Below are 18,100 nucleotides of genomic sequence, written 5' to 3' on the forward strand. Positions count from 1 at the left end.
TGGAGCAGTTCGTCGTCGGCGAGGACGAGGCCCGCCTGATGCGCACCCACCAAGGGGCCAAGGTGGCCTTCAACGTGCAGAGCGCGGTGGATGGTGAGCATGGCCTGATCCTGCACCATGCGGTCACTCAGGATGGCAGCGACAATCAGCAGCTGGAGCCGATGGCCAAGGCTGCCCAGGCGGTCCTGGGGCAGGCGCAATTGACGGTCACCGCGGATGCCGGCTACTCCAATGGCGAGCAGTTCCAGGCCTGCGACGATGCCGGAATCACCGCCTATGTGCCGGAGAATCGAGGAATCAACAACCAAGGGGGTGACACACCGCTGTTCGACCGCAGTGCCTTTAGCTACGACGCGGAAACCGACCAGTACCAGTGTCCGGCGGGCCAGTGGCTACCGCTCAAACAGCTCAGGGGCACCCAGCGCACCTATGCCGTACGCAGCGACTGCAGTGACTGCCCGTTGAAGCCGCAGTGCACCAATGCCCGGCGCCGACACGTGACCCGGCATGCCCATGAAGCGGCGTTTGCGCGGATGCAGCAGCGGATGCAGGCGCATCCGGAGATGATGGTCAGGCGCCGATCCATCGTCGAACACCCCTTCGGCAACCTGAAGCAGTGGATCCTGGGCAACGGCCGCTTCCTGCTCCGCCAGTTGCAGGGCGCACGCACGGAAATGGCCCTGGCGGTAAACGCCTACAACCTGAAACGGGCCCTCAACGTGCTCGGCGCCCGTCGGTTGATCGAGCTGATGGGATAAATCCCGCTCCTCGCTCTCGATTACCCAGAAACACCAACGCCCCGAACCAGTCGGGGCGTTGGCTTGGCCTGCACTCAGGGAGTTTTCACACGGCCTGTATCGGCGCCCATTTCTGTTCAGACTTTCAACAGCCGCTCTCGCAACTTCTGGATCTCGTCGCGCAATTGCGCCGCGGCCTCGAACTCCAAGTCGCGGGCAAGCTGGAACATCTTTTCCTCCATCTGACGGATGCGCTTGGTGATCTCGCTGGGCGAGCGCAGCTCCGCCTCGTACCGGGCGCTCTCCTCCGCCGCCTTCGCCATGGCCTTGCGCTTGTTGCTGCGCGAACCCGGCACTGTGGCACCTTCGAGGATGTCCTGGATGTCCTTCTTCACACCCTTCGGCACGATGCCGTGGGCTTCGTTGAAAGCCACCTGCTTACTCCGGCGCCGGTCAGTCTCGTCCAGCGCACGCTGCATGGAACCGGTGACATTATCGGCGTAAAGAATCGCCCTGCCGTTGAGGTTCCGTGCCGCGCGACCAATGGTCTGAATCAGTGAGCGCTCGGAACGCAGGAAGCCCTCCTTGTCCGCATCCAGAATGGCCACCAGCGCCACCTCCGGCATGTCCAGGCCTTCACGCAGCAGGTTGATCCCCACCAACACATCGAAAGCACCAGTACGCAGATCCCGGATGATTTCCACACGCTCCACGGTATCGATGTCCGAGTGCAGGTAGCGCACTTTCACATCGTGGTCGGCCAGGTAGTCGGTCAGGTCCTCCGCCATGCGCTTGGTCAGCGTGGTGACCAGCACCCGCTCCTCCACTGCAACCCGCTTGCGGATCTCCGAGAGCAGATCGTCCACCTGCGTCCTGGCTGGCCGCACTTCGACCTCCGGGTCGACCAAGCCCGTGGGTCGTACCACCTGCTCGACTACCCGCCCCGCATGCTCACCTTCATAGGGCCCCGGGGTCGCCGAGACGAAGATGGCTTGAGGGCTGATGGCCTCCCACTCGTCGAAACGCAGCGGACGGTTGTCCAGCGCGGACGGCAAGCGGAATCCGTACTCCACCAGGGTTTCCTTGCGCGAACGGTCGCCTTTGAACATGGCGCCGACCTGGGGCACCGTGACGTGAGATTCGTCAATCACCAGCAGGGCATTGGCTGGCAGGTAATCGTACAGCGTGGGCGGCGGCTCACCGGGAGCACGGCCGGAGAGATAACGGGAATAGTTCTCGATACCATTGCAGTAGCCCAGCTCAAGGATCATCTCCAGATCGAAGCGAGTGCGCTGCTCAAGGCGCTGCGCTTCCACCAGTTTGTTGGCAGAACGCAGCTGTTCCAGACGTTCTTTCAGCTCTTCCTTGATCTTGTCCACCGCCTCCAGCAGCACTTCGCGAGGCGTCACGTAGTGGCTCTTCGGGTAGAAGGTGAAGCGCGGCAACTTGCGGATAACCTCGCCGGTCAGCGGATCGAAGGCCGCCAGGCTCTCCACTTCATCGTCGAAGAGCTCGACCCGGATGGCTTCAAGATCGGATTCCGCCGGGAAGATGTCGATGACATCGCCGCGAACCCGGAAGGTGGCACGGGCGAAGTCCATGTCATTGCGCGTGTACTGCAGCTCCGCCAGGCGACGCAACAGGGTGCGCTGATCGATACGGTCGCCGCGGTCGATGTGGAGGACCATCCTCAGGTAGGACGCCGGATCACCCAGACCGTAGATGGAGGACACCGTGGCAACGATGATGGCATCCGGCCGCTCCAGCAGGGCCTTGGTCGCCGACAGGCGCATCTGCTCAATATGGTCGTTGATCGAGGCGTCCTTCTCGATATAGGTGTCCGACGACGGAACGTAGGCTTCCGGCTGGTAGTAGTCGTAATAGGAAACGAAGTACTCGACCGAATTGTTCGGAAAAAAAGCCCGGAACTCACCGTAAAGCTGTGCCGCCAGAGTCTTGTTTGGCGCCAGCACCAGTGTCGGGCGCTGAACCTGGGAAATGACGTTGGCAATACTGAACGTCTTCCCCGACCCGGTTACCCCCAACAGTGTCTGGTGCGACAGGCCGGCTTCCAGCCCTTCCACCATCTGGCGAATGGCCTCCGGCTGGTCGCCGGCGGGCTGGAAGCGGGTGACAAGCTGGAACTCCGACATGCTGACCTCGAATTTGGATGTGACACGTGCGCAGAACGGGCGTCATACCTGGCGGAAAGCTTGCGCGCGATGTCGCCGCAAACTGTCTGGGCCGCTATAATACCGGCCCGATTGCGCAACCCCTAGCGCACATCGTTCGGGGTTGCATTTCCTCCTCACCTTCCTCCTCCGAGCTGCCGCATCATGAGTCTGTTTTCTGCCGTCGAAATGGCTCCGCGCGACCCTATTCTAGGTCTCAACGAAGCGTTCAACGCCGATACCCGTGCCAACAAGATCAACCTGGGCGTGGGCGTCTACTACAACGAGGAAGGCCGCATCCCGCTCCTGCGTGCTGTAGCTGAAGCGGAAAAGGCCCGCATCGAAGCCCACGCTCCGCGTGGTTACCTGCCGATCGAGGGTATCGCCGCCTACGATCAGGCTGTGCAGAAACTGCTGTTCGGTGCTGATTCCGAACTGCTGGCTCAAGGCCGTGTAGTCACTACCCAGGCCGTGGGGGGCACCGGCGCCCTGAAGACTGGTGCCGACTTCCTCAAGCGCCTGCTACCCAATGCCGTCGTCGCCATCAGCGACCCGAGCTGGGAAAACCACCGCGCGCTGTTCGAGTCGGCCGGCTTCCCGGTGCAGAACTACCGTTACTACGATGCCGCCACCAACGGCGTGAATCGTGCCGGCCTACTGGAAGATCTCAAGGCTCTGCCTGCCCGCTCCATCGTGGTCCTGCACGCCTGCTGCCACAATCCCACCGGCGTCGACCTTGGCCTGGATGACTGGAAAGCCGTCCTGGAAGTCCTGCGCGAACGCGAGCACGTGCCCTTCCTCGATATCGCCTACCAGGGCTTCGGCGAAGGCATCGACCAGGATGCATTCGCAGTGCGCCTGTTCGCCGAGTCGGGTCTGCAGTTCTTCGTGTCCAGCTCCTTCTCCAAGTCTTTCTCGCTCTATGGCGAGCGCGTCGGCGCCCTCTCCGTAGTGACCAACTCGAAGGAAGAAGCCGGCCGCGTGCTGTCCCAGGTCAAGCGCGTGATCCGCACCAACTACTCCAACCCGCCGACTCATGGCGCCACCGTGGTTGCCTCGGTACTCAACAGCCCCGAACTCCGCGCCATGTGGGAAGCGGAACTGGGCGAAATGCGCACCCGCATCCACAGCATGCGCCTGGCCATGGTTGAGCAACTGACCAACCAAGGCGCCAAGCGCGACTTCAGCTTCGTTGCCCGCCAGCGCGGCATGTTCTCCTACTCCGGCCTGACCGCCGAGCAGGTTGAACGCCTGAAGAACGAGTTCGGTATCTACGCCGTCAGCACCGGCCGTATCTGCGTTGCCGCGCTGAACAACAGCAACCTGGAAAGCATCACACGCGCCATCACCCAAGTTCTCTGAAAAGAAATCGGAGAAGCTCAAGCAGATGCTTGACTTCTCCTTTCTAATCAGTAAGATACGACGCATCCGATCCGCGATAGCTCAGTCGGTAGAGCAAATGACTGTTAATCATTGGGTCCCTGGTTCGAGTCCAGGTCGCGGAGCCAAATTGAAAAGCCCTCGGCACATGCCGAGGGCTTTTTCTTTATGGGCCGAATTCGAACCAAGGTCTGCACTCCGGGTTATCCAGCACTAAAAAAGCCGGCTCGTTAGGCCGGCTTTCTGACACTCTGCGCTACTACTCCACACTCAGCTTGTCACGATTCCTATCAAGCGTCTTCACGCCAATGCCCTTGACCTCCAGCAGATCGTCTATTGAAGAGAACGGACCGTTCTCCTCTCGATACTGGACTATGGCATTGGCCTTTGCCTCACCGATGCCGATCATTTGATCCTGGAAGGCCGCCGCATCGGCGGAATTGATATTGAGCTTGCCAGACTGCTGTGCAGCGCCTGCCACAGCAGCTGTAGCCTCCACCTTCGCGGCAACCGCAGACTGGGTATAGCCGAAGAAAAGCGAACAGATCACAAAAAACAGCGAGGCGAATCGAACACGAAACATCGTGAACACTCCTTGTCATCAGTAAGGGGACGCGGTACTTCCTAAACCGCCCCACACAAACTAATGCCTCGAGCTATTGGGCTCAATTCGTCGTTGTTGATGGATCCAGTCAACAATTTCCTCTTCTGGGGTGTAACCATTGACTGTTTCGCGTAGGAGCTGACGCACGCGGACGTAATCATCGCTCTCGACGGCCGCGAACAGCTCGGACAACACACGTTTGAACGCATCCCAAGGGAGATGCTCTTCATTGGCGCGCATGATCATCGGGTGCTCAGTGGGGCTGACGTTGTCGCCGATGAGGAGCTCTTCATAGAGTTTCTCACCCGGCCTAAGACCACTGAACTCGATGGCGATATCACCCGTGGAATTCTTATCGGAGCGGACCGTCAGACCAGACAGGTGAATCATCTTCTCGGCAAGCTCGGCGATTTTCACCGGCTGCCCCATGTCCAGCACAAAGACATCCCCCCCCTGCCCCATCGAACCAGCCTGGATCACCAACTGCGCTGCTTCCGGAATCGTCATGAAGTAACGCGTGATGTTGGGATGGGTTACGGTTACCGGACCACCGCGCTTGATTTGCTCGCGGAACAGAGGAATAACCGAGCCGGAAGAACCCAGGACGTTGCCAAAACGGACCATGGTGAAACGGGTCTTGTTGACCCGATGAACCGCGTCGCTGTCGCCAAATAGCACTGGTGCGGTTTCTCGACTCAGCGCCTGCAGGGTCATCTCGGACAAACGCTTGGTGCTACCCATCACGTTGGTCGGCCGTACCGCCTTGTCCGTGGAAATCAGCACGAAATTCTCGACACCACCTTGAACCGCAGCCTGGGCGGTATACAAGGTACCCATCACGTTGTTGAGCACGCCCTCAGCCACGTTGTGCTCAACCATGGGCACATGCTTGTAGGCAGCAGCATGATAGACAGTGTCGACTCTCCAGGTTCGCATGATGTCCGAAAGCCGATCCAGATTGCGCACTGACCCCAGAATAGGTATCAAGCTAACGCTCAGTGACTCGCGAAGAACACGCTGTTCAAGCTCAATCTGGATGTTGTAGAGATTGAACTCGCTATGCTCGAACAGAAGCAGCGCCCTTGGACCGCAACCCAAAATCTGCCGGCAGAGTTCCGAGCCAATTGAGCCGCCCGCTCCAGTGACCATGACGACTTTTCCACGGATGCAACGCTCGAACAGCTCTTTACGCGGAGGTACAGAATCACGCCCCAACAGATCGGCAATATCTACTTCCTGAATGTCATCGACCTTAACCCGCCCGCTCGCAAGATCCATGAAACCGGGGATACTGCGTACATGTAGAGGGAAAGCCTCTAGAGTGGCCAGAATCTCTCGCCGCCGGGCACGAGATGTAGAGGGAATCGCAAGCAGAACCTCCTCAGCCCCCGTCTGCTCAATCATCTGCTGGACGTGTTTTGGCTTGTAGACCTGTAAACCGGCGATCACCCTGGTCGCGATACTGTCGTCATCGTCGATAAATGCAACAGGACGCATTGCTCGTCCCATGCGCAGGGCAGCCACCAGTTGGTTGCCGGCAGCACCTGCACCATAAATCGCGACTTTAGGAAGACCATCCACCGAATTAACGAAAGGAACTTGTCGCGCAGCAGAGAACCAATCCCCCAAAAAATACTGGCGCATGAACAAGCGCAAGCCACCCACCAACACCAGGCTCAACCACCAGTAGTTGAAAACCAGCGATCGGGGAATCAACTCGGGGGCGTCCCGATACCAGTAAATCGCCAGCGCCAGAAGCAGAGCCGATAGGCTGACAGCCTTTGCGATCGCGATAAGCGCATCGTTGCCGAAATACCGCATCACGGCCCGATACATCCCGAACCGTATGAAGAGCGGTATTGCGAGTACAGGTGCCAAGGCGAACAACCAGGCGTGTCCACCTAACGGGTGCACAAGTTCGTCGGTTCCCAGTCGCACGACAAAAGCAAACCACAGTGCCCCCCATACTAGGAGTACGTCGACGCTAACCTGCAACAGACGCTTATAGCGGCGAGGTAACCGCAACAACCATTCGCGCAACATCTTCAGGGTTCCTTATCCCATCTTGGTCCGACCAAGGGAGCAAGCTTTACAAAAGCTGCGAAAAACGCGGCGTTTTGCATTGATCCTAGCAATCTATCCCTCGCCAAAAGGCAAGCGCTTGGGCCACGAAGTAATAGCACACCCTTCTGGTGAGCCTTAAGCCCCGACTTCTTTCTTACCTGCATTGAAGCGGATGGCCAGCCCGACGAGCGGCAGGTAGGAAAATACCAGCGCCGAGAAACCATCAACCTTGCCCAAAGCAACGACGCAAGCCCAGGGCAGCAGCCAGAACAAATTGATCGCCCCTATAGCCAACGTCACCGGCAGATGCCGTCCAAACGATCTGGAGGCGTACTGATAAGCATGACTACGGTGGGCTTCATAGACCTTGTCACCCCTGAGAAGGCGGCGCAACAACGTCCAGGTGGCGTCGACAATGAACACTCCCAGCAATATCAACCAGCACCAGAGCAACAAAGGGTTGATCCAGGCCGCGTGCAAGGAAAGGGTCCCAAGAATGATGCCAAGAAAACCGCTACCGGCATCTCCCATGAAGATCTTGGCGGGCGGGAAGTTCCAGAACAGAAATCCACTCACTGCCGCTGCCAGAAACAACGGAACCACCATGACCTGCTGCTCCCCGAGCAAGTAGTAAAGCAGCGCACCGCCCAGGCAAACACAAACAGCCTCGACGCTGGCGATTCCATCAATCCCATCCATGAAGTTGTAAAGATTCAAGAGCCAGACCAGATAGAGGCTGCCGAACACATAACCGAATGCACCAAGATCAAGACTTGCCCCGAAAAGACTAAGTTCGGGTAAGCCACCAACCAACCAGAGCACCCATCCAGCCCCAATGAAATGGGCCAATAACCGCCAGCGTGCGGCGATATGCCCATGATCATCCAAAAACCCGACAGCGGCGATCCAAGCACCTGCACCAAATAGAGCCCACATCACCGATGAGCTCAACACGCCACCCAGGAAAAGCAACGGCAACGCAACCAGGAAACTGACCACGATTGCCCCGCCGCCGCCCCTAGGAGTGGGAATGGAATGTGAGCTACGTGCGTTAGGCACATCCAAGAGTTGTCGTGCTAACGCATAGCGACGCACTCCACCGGTCAAGGCAAAAGAGCTGAGAACCAGGACCGGAAAAAACCACCAGATGATCATTTCGCTTGGGTTTCCATGTAGTGCTTGGCAACCTTGCTCAATGCCTCGTCAACACCAAGAGGTGGGTTCCAATTCAATAGGCTACGGGTCTTGCCGATATCCACCTGGAGAGATCCGCACAACCGTTTCGAGAGGGCACGCTTGCCGAGCAACGCTGCGGTCGCTTCAAGCAGCCAGACAGGAACTGGAAGCAAGCGCGCAGGTTTGTCCAAGGCAAGTGCCATGCGGCGCAGCAATTCGCTCGTCGACAAGTCTTCGCCATCACTCACGAGAAAGGTCTCGTTAGCTGCAGCCGGATGGTCAACGCAGGTCAGGATGAGAGAGACCAAGTTATCGAGCGCTACCAAGCTACGTCGATTGTCGATCGAGCCGAGAGGCAAAGGAACCCCCTTGTCGAGCCAGCGCATCATGCTCAGGAAGTTGGCCTTGACCCCAGGGCCATAAACCAGCGTCGGGCGGATAATCACCACCTCCATGCCGGTTGCCGAAGACAGCTCACGTAATTGCTGCTCGGCCTCCATCTTGGATACGCCATATGGGTCGATTGGAGCGGGTCTGTCTGTAGCCGCAAACGGTGCATTCGGCAGAGTGGCCTCGCCGTTGACCTTGATCGAACTGATGAAAATGAAACGCCGAACGCCAGAGTTCGCCGCCTGCCTTGCAAGCTGAAGCGTCCCCTGGACGTTGACCCGTCGGAAGGCCGAAAGCGGGTCCGTCTCGCTCTCATTCATCACATGCACCCGAGCAGCGCAATGAACAATCGCCGTCACGCCGCGCACGACCCCACTCCAATCGGTATCCCCCCCGATTTCAGGGACCACGCAAACCTCAACATCCTGTGGAACATCTTTTGGAATCGAGCGATAGGAGCTGCGTAGTTGGTAGCGGCCATCAGCCAATAACCGCCCCAGGACTGCACGCCCGACAAAACCGCTGGCACCGGTCAATAGAATTCGCATTATTCAGCTTCAGGATTTCCGCCACACGGTGCGATTGATGTAATCGGTGTAGCTGAGAACAACCCTGACCACCTGCTTGGAAACAGGACCACCGTGATAGTCATCAACAACAGGAATTACCCGCTGGTCGCGGCAGTGCTGACTAGTAATAACTCTTACGGACTGCAGTACCGCTTCTCGCTTTAATCCACTCATGATGAGAGTCCCCTCATCCATCCCCTCGGGCCGCTCATGAGCATTGCGAATCGTGATCGCGGGGAGATTTAGTAGGGAAGCCTCCTCAGTAATGGTTCCACTGTCAGAGAGCACACAGAAAGCGGACATCTGGAGCTTGATGTAATCCAGCAAGCCAAACGGCTTGACGAACCTTATGAGCGGATGATCCAAAGACTCGCCCAAAGCTTCCAACCGCTTACGCGTACGCGGATGGGTCGAGACGATCAAGGGAAATCCGTACTCATCGGCAAGAGCCCGCAGGGTACCCAGGAGATCTCGCAGATTCTCCGCGGTATCAACGTTTTCCTCCCGATGCGCGCTTACGACAAAGAACTTGTCCTGCTCTAGGCCGATCCGCTGTAGTACATCCGACTGCATGATCTTTGGCATGTAGTACTCGAGCACCTCCGCCATATGCGAGCCCGTCTTGATGATAGTCTCAGGACGAATTCCCTCTGCAATCAGGTAGCGGCGAGCATGCTCTGTAAGCACCATATTGATGTCGCTGAGGTGATCCAGCACCTTACGGTTAAGTTCTTCAGGAACCCGCTGATCGAAGCATCGATTCCCAGCTTCCATGTGAAATACGGGAATCTTTCGGCGTTTCGCAGCAATCACCGCGAGGCAGGTATTGGTGTCGCCGTAGAGCAGCAACGCATCCGGCCTCTCCAGTTCCAGCACCTCGTCTGCCTTGGCGATTACCTCAGCAATAGTCTTGGCTGCTGTCTCCCCAGCTGCACCAAGGAAGTGATCGGGTTTGCGTATCCCCAAATCTTCAAAGAAAACCTGGTTCAACTCGTAATCGTAATTCTGTCCCGAGTGAACCAATACGTGCTTGAGCTGGCTGTCCAACTCAGCAATCACACGGCTCATCTTGATAAGCTCCGGGCGGGTCCCGACCAACGTCATGACCTTAAGCATTCATAGCCTCCCGGATATAGTCGAGCTTGAGGAGCACATCCTTGACACCTTGAACATCCAACCTATCAGTGTTGTGCGAAGTGTAATCATCAAGCTCGGCGATTTTTTCTTCACCTTCGACGAAGTACTTCTTATAGTTCAGATCACGGTTGTCCGCTGGAATGCGATAGTACCGCCCCATATCCTCAGCTTTTGCCATTTCCTCTCGGGAAACCAGGGACTCGTAAAGTTTCTCGCCATGACGAGTGCCGATCACCTTGAGCGAACTATCCTTGGAGAATAGTTCCTTAAGCGCCTGCGCCAGATCACCAACGGTGGATGCGGGAGCCTTTTGTACAAATATATCCCCCTGCATTCCATGTTCAAATGCATGAAGAACCAGATCCACCGAATCTTCGAGAGACATGAGAAACCGAGTCATATTGGGGTCGGTCAGTGTGAGGGACTCACCCGCTTTCAACTGATCAACGAAAAGCGGAATCACAGAGCCGCGCGATGCCATCACATTGCCGTAGCGAGTTGCACATATCACAGGCCCGGCAGCAGGAATCATTCGCGACTTGGCTACCATCAATTTCTCCGCCATGGCCTTGGAAATACCCATGGCATTGATTGGATAAACCGCCTTGTCAGTACTTAGCACGACTACTCTCTGAACCCCCTTGGCTATAGCGGCGTTCAGAACATTCTCCGTTCCCATCACGTTGGTCCGCACCGCCTCCATGGGATAGAACTCGCAGGAGGGTACTTGCTTTAGCGCAGCGGCATGAAAAACATAATCCACACCAACCATCGCCTGAGCAACGCTGTCGTAATCCCGTACGTCGCCTATGTAAAATTTTACCTTGTCATTAGCCAAAGCAATCCGCATATCCTCCTGCTTCTTTTCATCTCGACTGAAGATACGAATCTCTCTCACTGCAGTATCGAGAAAACGCTTGAGGACCGTGTGACCAAATGATCCTGTACCACCGGTTATCATTAGTACTTTATTATCAAACATATAACTCAACCTTTCGAACGCGTTAGCGGGCTGCATGCATCATGGAAATAAGGCGCGACCAATCTGGCGCCACATACCCAGTAGCTTGTCTGAAGCGCTCACCATCAAGAGAGCGATCTATGACCAGCGAATCATCTGGCTTTATCTCAATATCCTTGCCATATTGCTGAGCAACCAACTGCAAAAGATCGAACTTCGAAATAGGTTGCGCTGCGACGTGGAATAGTCCGCACAGCCCCTCACTGGGAACTACGAACTCTTTCATCACTCGCGCTAGCTCTACAGTCGGAAGTCCAGAAAATATCGCCTTGGAGAAACCTTTAACAACACCACTTTGAGACAGGAACCAGTCAATCAATGCATAATTTGAAGACAATTCATGCCCAATAATTGAAGTTCTAAGGGTGATAGCATTTGAATAATTATGCAACTCCCCTATATACTTCGACCTACCGTAGAGATCCTGCGCGTCCGACAAATCATCTTCAGTATAACCGCCTTTCTGACCGGAAAAAACACAGTCAGTACTAACATGAAAAAGGCGAGCCTCAATCAGGCTGCATAAGTTTGCCAGGCGATGCGGCAGCATAGAATTGATAGGCAAAGCGCTTAACGGGTCTTTCGAGTCAGCCAACTGCTTAATCAAGCCAACACAATTGATCACCACTTGAGGCCTAACCTTTTGGAGAACCTTGGCTAGTGCATCCTGGTCCAGTACGTCGATTCCTGCAATCAAGTGGTCATGAGATGCAACCGAAAAGTGGTTTTTGTCTCTTGAACTTCGTAACGTACCCCAGACATCATATTCCGGATCCTGACTGAAAACCCTGAACACGGCACCACCAAGCATTCCAGTTACGCCCAACACCAAAACTCGCATGCCCAGCCTCCGCCTAGCAGTACAAATTAAAAATACAAATCAAGCGACAATTAACGCTTACTTGTGCGCCACAACAATCTCATCGTAAAGATCTAAGCAATCTTTCGTAAGACCGTCCCAAGTATATCTCTCAAGAACCAGGTTCCGCAGGCGCTGCCCCATCTTTTGAAGCTCATTCCTGTCTGCTATTAACTCTGCCAAGGACCTCGCCAACGAGTCAGCATCAACGCTCGATACATGACCACCACCAATCTCCTGAACCTCGTTGAAGCCGCATTGGTCGGTAAGCAATACCGGCGTGCCAACCAATCCGGCCTCCAGTGCAACCAGCGACATGGCCTCCTGCCTGGACGGCACGATAAGCAAGTCAGCAGCGCTCAACGCATCCTGCTTGTCCAGACCGCTCAAGAAACCAACAAAATGGATACGCTGAGCTAGAGCACCTCCCTTGACCTCCGCCTTGAGCCCACAACCAAGTTCATCGTCGCTCCCTGCAAAGACCAAATGTGCCTCCGGGAATCTATTCGCTATCCTGGAAAATGCTTCCAACAGAATATCAGGACCCTTGATCGGGCTTAACCGGCCGAGAAACAAAAGCACCATGGCGTCTCTATCGAATCCATGGCGCTCAAGGAAGCGAGAAGCATCAGCCTCTTTAGCCTCCACAGGGTTGACACCGTTGGGGACAAGAACAATTCGTGAGTCGTCAATCCCATACTCATGGAAGTGCTCACGCTCCAAAGCTGTAACAGCAAGACATCGTGCAGCCTTGGCAACCGTTTCGTAACCAATCACTTGATTGAATATTTTTTTCAGGAAAGCAGATCTCCCAAATATCCTCAAGGACCCGGCTGGACAATAAACATAAGGCTTACCAAGTTTACGGGAAACTCTCGCCACCACTGTCCCTAGCAGACTCCAATGACCCGTAATATGAACAACGTCAACTCGAGAAACTAAATCCTGCATCTTCGAAAGGGAAATACGTGGCACATAAAAGCGGCGGAATAGACTGCCAACCAGAACCAGTTCCACCCCTCTCAACTCATCAATTCGAGTTTTGCTAACACCCGCATCCGTAGCAAGAACCATGCAGGACACGTTAGCCCTAACAAGCGCCTTGGCGAGTTGAAACGTTCTTTCTGCTACCCCCCCTCCAACAGAAGGATCAATAGCATCACAAACATGCAGAACCTTCACTTCTCGCCACCCTTACTTTCCATGTACCAACACATGAACGACTCAAGCGAGCGTTCAAAATTTGCTGAACGGAGAAAACCCCACGATGCGATCTTGCTACAGTCGTACCTCAATTCAGGGTTTGACTGTGAGCGCCCAGCGACAACCAGAAGCACACGCAAAAGCCATACAGGAATTGATTTCCCATTCACCGAAAACTTCTTGCATGCAACTTTTCCTAGAATATCGTCGACCGCCTGGTACTGATTATTCACATTGTCATCGTCACTAATGATGAAAACATTACCTGCCAACGGGCGATCACAACGGGCAAGGAACATAATCGAGGCAACCACGTTATCAACACTCACCAAGTGCATTCGACGCTGACCGTGCAGGAAGCGAAAAAATCCACGGCGCCACTGCGAAGAGCCAAGAATCGTCGACGCCAACTTGCGAAGATTTTTTCCGTGCGGACCGAATACGGCCGTAGGTCTCAAAATCCCTAAGTCGACCTCATTACCAAGCTCCGATCGCAGTGCCAGCTCCGAATAATATTTCTGCCGCTCATACTCGTTAGCTGGGTGGCAGGGGGTTTCTTCGTCGACACGAACTTCAGACGTCTTTCCGACCACGGTAGCGGTGCTGATATAGATAAGTCGCTTGACCTTGGCGAGGCGACATGCTCTTGCAAACCCGATGATGTCTAGATTGACCTTGTTAGCATCTGAGCCCGATGAGGGCTGCGCCAAGTGGATGACGACATCGGCCCCGTCCAGGAAGGGGACAAGCGTTTCGGGGTCATGCAGGTCTCCAGAAAAAGCAACACCTGCCTGTAATTGGTAAGCAGAAGCCTTTCGCCGCAGCGTTCTCACCACCACATCGTCGCTACTAGCGAATGCGGATACGAGGAAAGAACCTATGAACCCTGACGCCCCCGTAACGCAGATTACTTTCTGACCGGCAGACGAAAAAGTATCAGGCATGAGAGAACTCTCGAGAGAAAATCATTCGAAAAATTCCGACTGCAATTAACGCCACGCAACACTCCAAAACGAACACACCCCACAGATACGGAAAATTCATCTGACAAATAGAGTTAGCCATCAGAATCGCAACCCAGGACGTCAGAAGCCTACTTCTCGTCATTAATAATGATAGCTTCTCGATGGCGATCAGGATGGCGGTCAAAATCATCATCCCGAGAAATACCACAAGAAGCGAGCCACTATAAAAAAGCACTGCAACAACACCAGGCAAAGTCAAAAAAGTCACATCATCCTGATGCTTATAAAACGAACCTGCCAAGCGCTGATAAATGGCGTCAACACCTTTCCCCGGATCCTCTATTACTCCTGAAAACAGAAGCGAGGAATCTCGTTTGTCACTTGACGCAACAGCTAAAACGCCTTCCATTCCGATCCAGCGGTCCACAGCCAACTGCATGACCTGAAAAAACATACCTTTATACAGCGCTTGCGAATCAACAGTCGGTGGAGGCTGCAGCACTCCCCCTCCTTGATACTCTTGGGGGGCCTGATACTCTTGGGGGGCCTGATACTCTTGGGGTGGCTGCGGAACCTCCTCAACTCGATACGTGTTAACCCTAAAGGCGGAGACAAGAAACATAGTCGAGACAAAAAACGAGATCATGACAATAGGTAAAAGCCAACGCCAAGAAGACACCATCCGAGAAAGATAGGCAGGCTTGTGAAAATACAAACTCACCCCAACAGCCAAATACAGGAATGGCAACATAGCGCGACTAGCCATAGATACGGACATGACAAGAGCGAACAAACAGACCCCAAAAATGACCGGCCAATACCTATCTGATCGACGAGCAATCTCCCAATCCAAGGCAAGAATAAAAGCCATCGGCGCGCCGCAATACACCAACCACGCTAGCAATGCCCCTAACCCAAACTGCAGCTTCAGCTTCGCATTCACCCCGACCTGAAAGAAGGCAAAATTATAGTTAGCCAAGTAGATCAGCAGTGCAAAAAATATAATCGCGCCCCACACGTATGGCAGAAATCTTGAGTACACGCGGGGATAGCCAGAGCAATCATTCACTGAAAAATTAACGAATTTGAATCGCCCGACAAAAAAGATCAACAGCCTGCACGAAGCAACCCCTAACGCCGCAACCGAAGCAACCTTAAGAGCCAGATCCACCTGCCCGGGATCTCCGGAAAACTGGCCTACTGGCTCAACAAATGGATAGTCGAAAAACCGATGTGAAAGCCACTTTACCCAGAACCCCAAGACCAAGAATAGCGTTAAAAAGAAATATGTATCAAAACGCGGTCTTAGCAAGGAAACGACAAGAAGGAAAAAGAAAGAAGAATGAAAAATCGCCAATACAGCCACATCACCCGAGTGCTGGATGAACGACCAACTCACCAAATAACACAGAACACCAGCTAGAAGAAACAGAGCGCAACGCAAAATCAACCCAAGAAGGGGATTACCACTAAATCCAGGCATCAAAATCTGTCCCATCTGAGAGCTCCTTGGACAGCCAACATCATTCATTATTTTATTTTCATCATAAGCCAGTGGCGATAACGACCAAATAGCCCATTCAATAAAAGTCGAAGAGTTTGAACACTAAAAACGGATGACGCACTGAGTTCGATTGAATTTTTCAAGCAACGCAACGCAGCAAGATATCTACCAGCTCGCAAATGAAGTCGAGCCATCAACACACTGGCATTGGCCTCTGCCTCAGGACGCGCCGCGCGCAAATAATCAGGAATATCAGATCGGTCAAAGAATTTTTTCAGTACGTATCGATACTCATCGGTCTTCCGCTCATCCGAAGGAGCAAATGTCTGAGACCCCCCATGGACCCTAAAACATGCCAAGACACCTGAGACTTTTACTACCTCACCAAACAATCCCACGCGCAACAGGAAATCGTAATCAGGTATTTGCCTCAACGAGACGTCCCAACCACCAGCACACGACAAGAGTTCCCGCCTGAACAATGCGCCTGGCCCAACCGGACACGCTCCTTGCAACACCACGTCACGATGATCAAATTCAGGCGCAATAACGTCTCGAATGTGTCGTGACTGCTCATCGATCAAACGGTAGTCCGGATAGACTAGCAAAGCGCTTTTGCTCCGTTTTAGAGCAGAAACCAGGCATTCAACAGCCGTTGGTTCAAGCTTATCATCAGCGCTCAAATAACCCAGTATCACTCCGCTGCTTATCTGCCAACCAACATTCAGGGTTGCTGCCTGGCCACAATTCTCGTGGCTGACCACCTTACAACGGTCCGCATAGGCAGACATAATGCTTTGAGTACCATCTGTCGAACCATCATTAATCACGATCAGTTCAATATTTTCATAGCTCTGAGCAAGAATACTTTCAATAGTCTCCGCCAGATAAAGCTCAGCATTATAGGCAGGTACAACCAGCGATACTAACGGATCACTCAAATCAGAAAACTCAAATTTATTACTTTCAAAATTCATTTCAAGCTCTTCAGATAAGCATACGGATGCAGCAGAAGATCAAAAGATGGATGAGTCCATATTCCGTTGGCACGATAGACCCATGACCACATTACGATACACTGCAGAGACAGCCCTGCCGAAGTAGCCGCAGCAACCCCAAGTGCGCCATACCGGGAAACAAGAGCCAGACTCAAGATTACCGAGACTAGACCCGCACTTACGGTAATCCACATCATTGCCTTTTGTCTCCCAGTCATCATCAACGTGTATCCAGCGGCTCCACACACCATACTAACCAACTGTCCAGCCGCCAAGAAAACCAGAACGACGTGAGCGCGGGAATATTCTTCCCCATAAATATACCCAAGCAACACTTCACCAAAAAATAGAAAACACATGAAAACCAGGACTGCGGGAACAAACCCAAGCATAGCCGCACCCCGCAAAATTTTCTCAAGCCTAGCATGCTCACCCTTGGCAAAAAGCTCACTTATAACAGGCATTAACGCTGAGTTAATGACCAGCATAGGAAAAGTTAAAAACTGAATCATTCTGGAAGCAGCCCCATACAATCCGACTGTAGCGCTATCAGTTTTATATACCAATATCCAAACATCTACCTGCATCAAGACAATCAACATTAAGTTGGTGACCCAGAGCGGGGCGGAAATGAAAAGCAACTTCTTCCACCCATAGCCGACGGTAATCCAGCCCCCTCTGAAGTTACGTGCCACCCCCAAGAATGCGACTGAACACGAGACCACAGTGGAAAGAACTACTACCCCGACAACCTCTGAAAGACCACCACGACCGATACATACCAAATAGGCCGCAAGGCCAGTAACCGATAAAAAGCTTGCCAGAAACCCACTGAACACAGATGCCTTAAAAAGGTCCTGGAGACCTCTGAAAATTTCGGAGAGCACCATCAAAATCGCAGCAGAAAATATCCACCCACCAACTAGCACCGGTAGATAGCCAGATGAGGAAGCCGCCCCACCCACCCCCCAAAAACCCTCTCTATATATAAAAAAAGCCAGGACAGCAACAAAGAACGAAAAAAACAATGAAATACAGAGCCCTTCCCCAATGACTCTCTTGGCCTGATCTTGCTCCCCCCTACCCAGAAACTCAGAAATCAATCTGACCAGAGAAAAATTTAGACCAAACAAGGAGAGAGCGGAAGCAACTGAAACCGCACTTAGAATCAGGAAGTACGCCCCAACTTCTGCGGGATCTAGAATCCTTGTCAATAGTACGCTAGTAATGAATCCAGACAAGGACGCCAGCAGGCGAAAAACGAATGCCCACATACCTCCCTTGAGCAACTTTACAACTAGTGAATCCAATCTAGCCACGCC

Annotated in this window: 15 protein-coding genes and 1 tRNA gene; 3 read left to right on the plus strand and 13 right to left on the minus strand. The window is 53.7% G+C overall.

From position 1 onward, the window contains the following. The coding region (locus G559_RS0121465) for a transposase (RefSeq protein WP_028630219.1) at positions 1–758 on the plus strand (758 nt) is incomplete at its 5' end. A 116-nt stretch (positions 759–874) separates the two neighbouring features. On the opposite strand, the gene uvrB is transcribed toward G559_RS0121465, so the two are convergent. Continuing rightward, on the minus strand, positions 875–2,890 hold the full coding sequence (gene uvrB / locus G559_RS0121470; RefSeq protein ID WP_028630220.1) for an excinuclease ABC subunit UvrB: 2,016 nt from the start codon (positions 2,888–2,890) through the stop codon (positions 875–877). Between the two features lie 183 nt (positions 2,891–3,073). On the opposite strand from uvrB, the gene G559_RS0121475 reads away from it, so the two are divergent. After that, positions 3,074–4,270, plus strand: coding sequence for an amino acid aminotransferase (locus G559_RS0121475; protein WP_028630221.1), 1,197 nt, complete (start codon positions 3,074–3,076; stop codon positions 4,268–4,270). 70 nt (positions 4,271–4,340) lie between these two features. Next, positions 4,341–4,416 (plus strand) — tRNA-Asn (locus tag G559_RS0121480). A gap of 131 nt (positions 4,417–4,547) precedes the next feature. Here the strand turns inward: G559_RS0121480 and G559_RS0121485 are convergent. The 12 genes from G559_RS0121485 to G559_RS0121535 all read right to left on the minus strand — a co-directional run bounded on the left by G559_RS0121485 (position 4,548) and on the right by G559_RS0121535 (position 18,097). Further along, positions 4,548–4,871, minus strand: a complete 324-nt coding sequence (locus G559_RS0121485) for a ComEA family DNA-binding protein (RefSeq protein ID WP_028630222.1) — start codon at positions 4,869–4,871, stop codon at positions 4,548–4,550. Positions 4,872–4,931: 60 nt separating this feature from the next. Continuing rightward, complete coding sequence (locus G559_RS0121490; protein ID WP_028630223.1) at positions 4,932–6,935, minus strand: polysaccharide biosynthesis protein; 2,004 nt, start codon at positions 6,933–6,935, stop codon at positions 4,932–4,934. A 156-nt stretch (positions 6,936–7,091) separates the two neighbouring features. Next, entirely contained in the window at positions 7,092–8,111 is a 1,020-nt protein-coding gene (locus G559_RS0121495) for an MraY family glycosyltransferase (protein WP_028630224.1), read from the minus strand. Next, the gene (locus tag G559_RS0121500; RefSeq protein WP_028630225.1) at positions 8,108–9,070 is read right to left on the minus strand and encodes a UDP-glucose 4-epimerase family protein; all 963 of its coding nucleotides are present in this window, start codon (positions 9,068–9,070) and stop codon (positions 8,108–8,110) included. Before G559_RS0121500 ends, G559_RS0121495 begins: the two co-directional genes overlap by 4 nt. A gap of 9 nt (positions 9,071–9,079) precedes the next feature. Continuing rightward, a complete protein-coding gene (gene wecB / locus G559_RS0121505) occupies positions 9,080–10,207 on the minus strand; it encodes a non-hydrolyzing UDP-N-acetylglucosamine 2-epimerase (RefSeq protein ID WP_028630226.1) in 1,128 nt (375 codons plus the stop codon). After that, complete coding sequence (locus G559_RS0121510; RefSeq protein ID WP_028630227.1) at positions 10,200–11,210, minus strand: polysaccharide biosynthesis protein; 1,011 nt, start codon at positions 11,208–11,210, stop codon at positions 10,200–10,202. Before G559_RS0121510 ends, wecB begins: the two co-directional genes overlap by 8 nt. 22 nt (positions 11,211–11,232) lie before the next feature. Continuing rightward, positions 11,233–12,090 carry a dTDP-4-dehydrorhamnose reductase family protein gene (locus G559_RS0121515; RefSeq protein WP_028630228.1) on the minus strand — a complete coding sequence of 286 codons (858 nt, stop codon included), beginning with the start codon at positions 12,088–12,090 and terminating at the stop codon, positions 11,233–11,235. Between the two features lie 57 nt (positions 12,091–12,147). Continuing rightward, the gene (locus tag G559_RS30070) at positions 12,148–13,290 is read right to left on the minus strand and encodes a glycosyltransferase (protein WP_028630229.1); all 1,143 of its coding nucleotides are present in this window, start codon (positions 13,288–13,290) and stop codon (positions 12,148–12,150) included. Further along, the gene (locus G559_RS0121525) at positions 13,287–14,255 is read right to left on the minus strand and encodes an NAD-dependent epimerase/dehydratase family protein (protein ID WP_028630230.1); all 969 of its coding nucleotides are present in this window, start codon (positions 14,253–14,255) and stop codon (positions 13,287–13,289) included. Before G559_RS0121525 ends, G559_RS30070 begins: the two co-directional genes overlap by 4 nt. Beyond that, a complete protein-coding gene (locus G559_RS0121530; protein ID WP_028630231.1) occupies positions 14,248–15,774 on the minus strand; it encodes a hypothetical protein in 1,527 nt (508 codons plus the stop codon). Before G559_RS0121530 ends, G559_RS0121525 begins: the two co-directional genes overlap by 8 nt. 32 nt (positions 15,775–15,806) lie before the next feature. Next, positions 15,807–16,757 (minus strand): glycosyltransferase, encoded by a 951-nt coding sequence (locus tag G559_RS30075; protein ID WP_081668135.1) that lies wholly within the window; start codon positions 16,755–16,757, stop codon positions 15,807–15,809. Then, positions 16,754–18,097 carry a flippase gene (locus G559_RS0121535; RefSeq protein WP_155945750.1) on the minus strand — a complete coding sequence of 448 codons (1,344 nt, stop codon included), beginning with the start codon at positions 18,095–18,097 and terminating at the stop codon, positions 16,754–16,756. The genes G559_RS30075 and G559_RS0121535 overlap by 4 nt, the downstream gene beginning before the upstream one ends. Positions 18,098–18,100 lie beyond the last annotated feature (3 nt).

It is taken from the genome of Metapseudomonas resinovorans DSM 21078 (assembly GCF_000423545.1).
In the GTDB taxonomy this organism is placed as follows: domain Bacteria; phylum Pseudomonadota; class Gammaproteobacteria; order Pseudomonadales; family Pseudomonadaceae; genus Metapseudomonas; species Metapseudomonas resinovorans.

Excerpts from the sequence above, each read along its gene's own strand:
- G559_RS0121525 (WP_028630230.1), bottom strand. The coding sequence starts at position 14,255 with ATGCCTGATACTTTTTCGTCTGCCGGTCAGAAAGTAATCTGCGTTACG.
- G559_RS0121515 (WP_028630228.1), bottom strand. The coding sequence starts at position 12,090 with ATGCGAGTTTTGGTGTTGGGCGTAACTGGAATGCTTGGTGGTGCCGTG.
- G559_RS0121510 (WP_028630227.1), bottom strand. The coding sequence starts at position 11,210 with ATGTTTGATAATAAAGTACTAATGATAACCGGTGGTACAGGATCATTT.
- G559_RS0121500 (WP_028630225.1), bottom strand. The coding sequence starts at position 9,070 with ATGCGAATTCTATTGACCGGTGCCAGCGGTTTTGTCGGGCGTGCAGTC.
- G559_RS0121530 (WP_028630231.1), bottom strand. The coding sequence starts at position 15,774 with ATGGGACAGATTTTGATGCCTGGATTTAGTGGTAATCCCCTTCTTGGG.
- wecB (WP_028630226.1), bottom strand. The coding sequence starts at position 10,207 with ATGCTTAAGGTCATGACGTTGGTCGGGACCCGCCCGGAGCTTATCAAG.
- G559_RS0121485 (WP_028630222.1), bottom strand. The coding sequence starts at position 4,871 with ATGTTTCGTGTTCGATTCGCCTCGCTGTTTTTTGTGATCTGTTCGCTT.
- G559_RS0121490 (WP_028630223.1), bottom strand. The coding sequence starts at position 6,935 with ATGTTGCGCGAATGGTTGTTGCGGTTACCTCGCCGCTATAAGCGTCTG.
- G559_RS0121495 (WP_028630224.1), bottom strand. The coding sequence starts at position 8,111 with ATGATCATCTGGTGGTTTTTTCCGGTCCTGGTTCTCAGCTCTTTTGCC.
- G559_RS0121475 (WP_028630221.1), top strand. The coding sequence starts at position 3,074 with ATGAGTCTGTTTTCTGCCGTCGAAATGGCTCCGCGCGACCCTATTCTA.
- uvrB (WP_028630220.1), bottom strand. The coding sequence starts at position 2,890 with ATGTCGGAGTTCCAGCTTGTCACCCGCTTCCAGCCCGCCGGCGACCAG.
- G559_RS30075 (WP_081668135.1), bottom strand. The coding sequence starts at position 16,757 with ATGAATTTTGAAAGTAATAAATTTGAGTTTTCTGATTTGAGTGATCCG.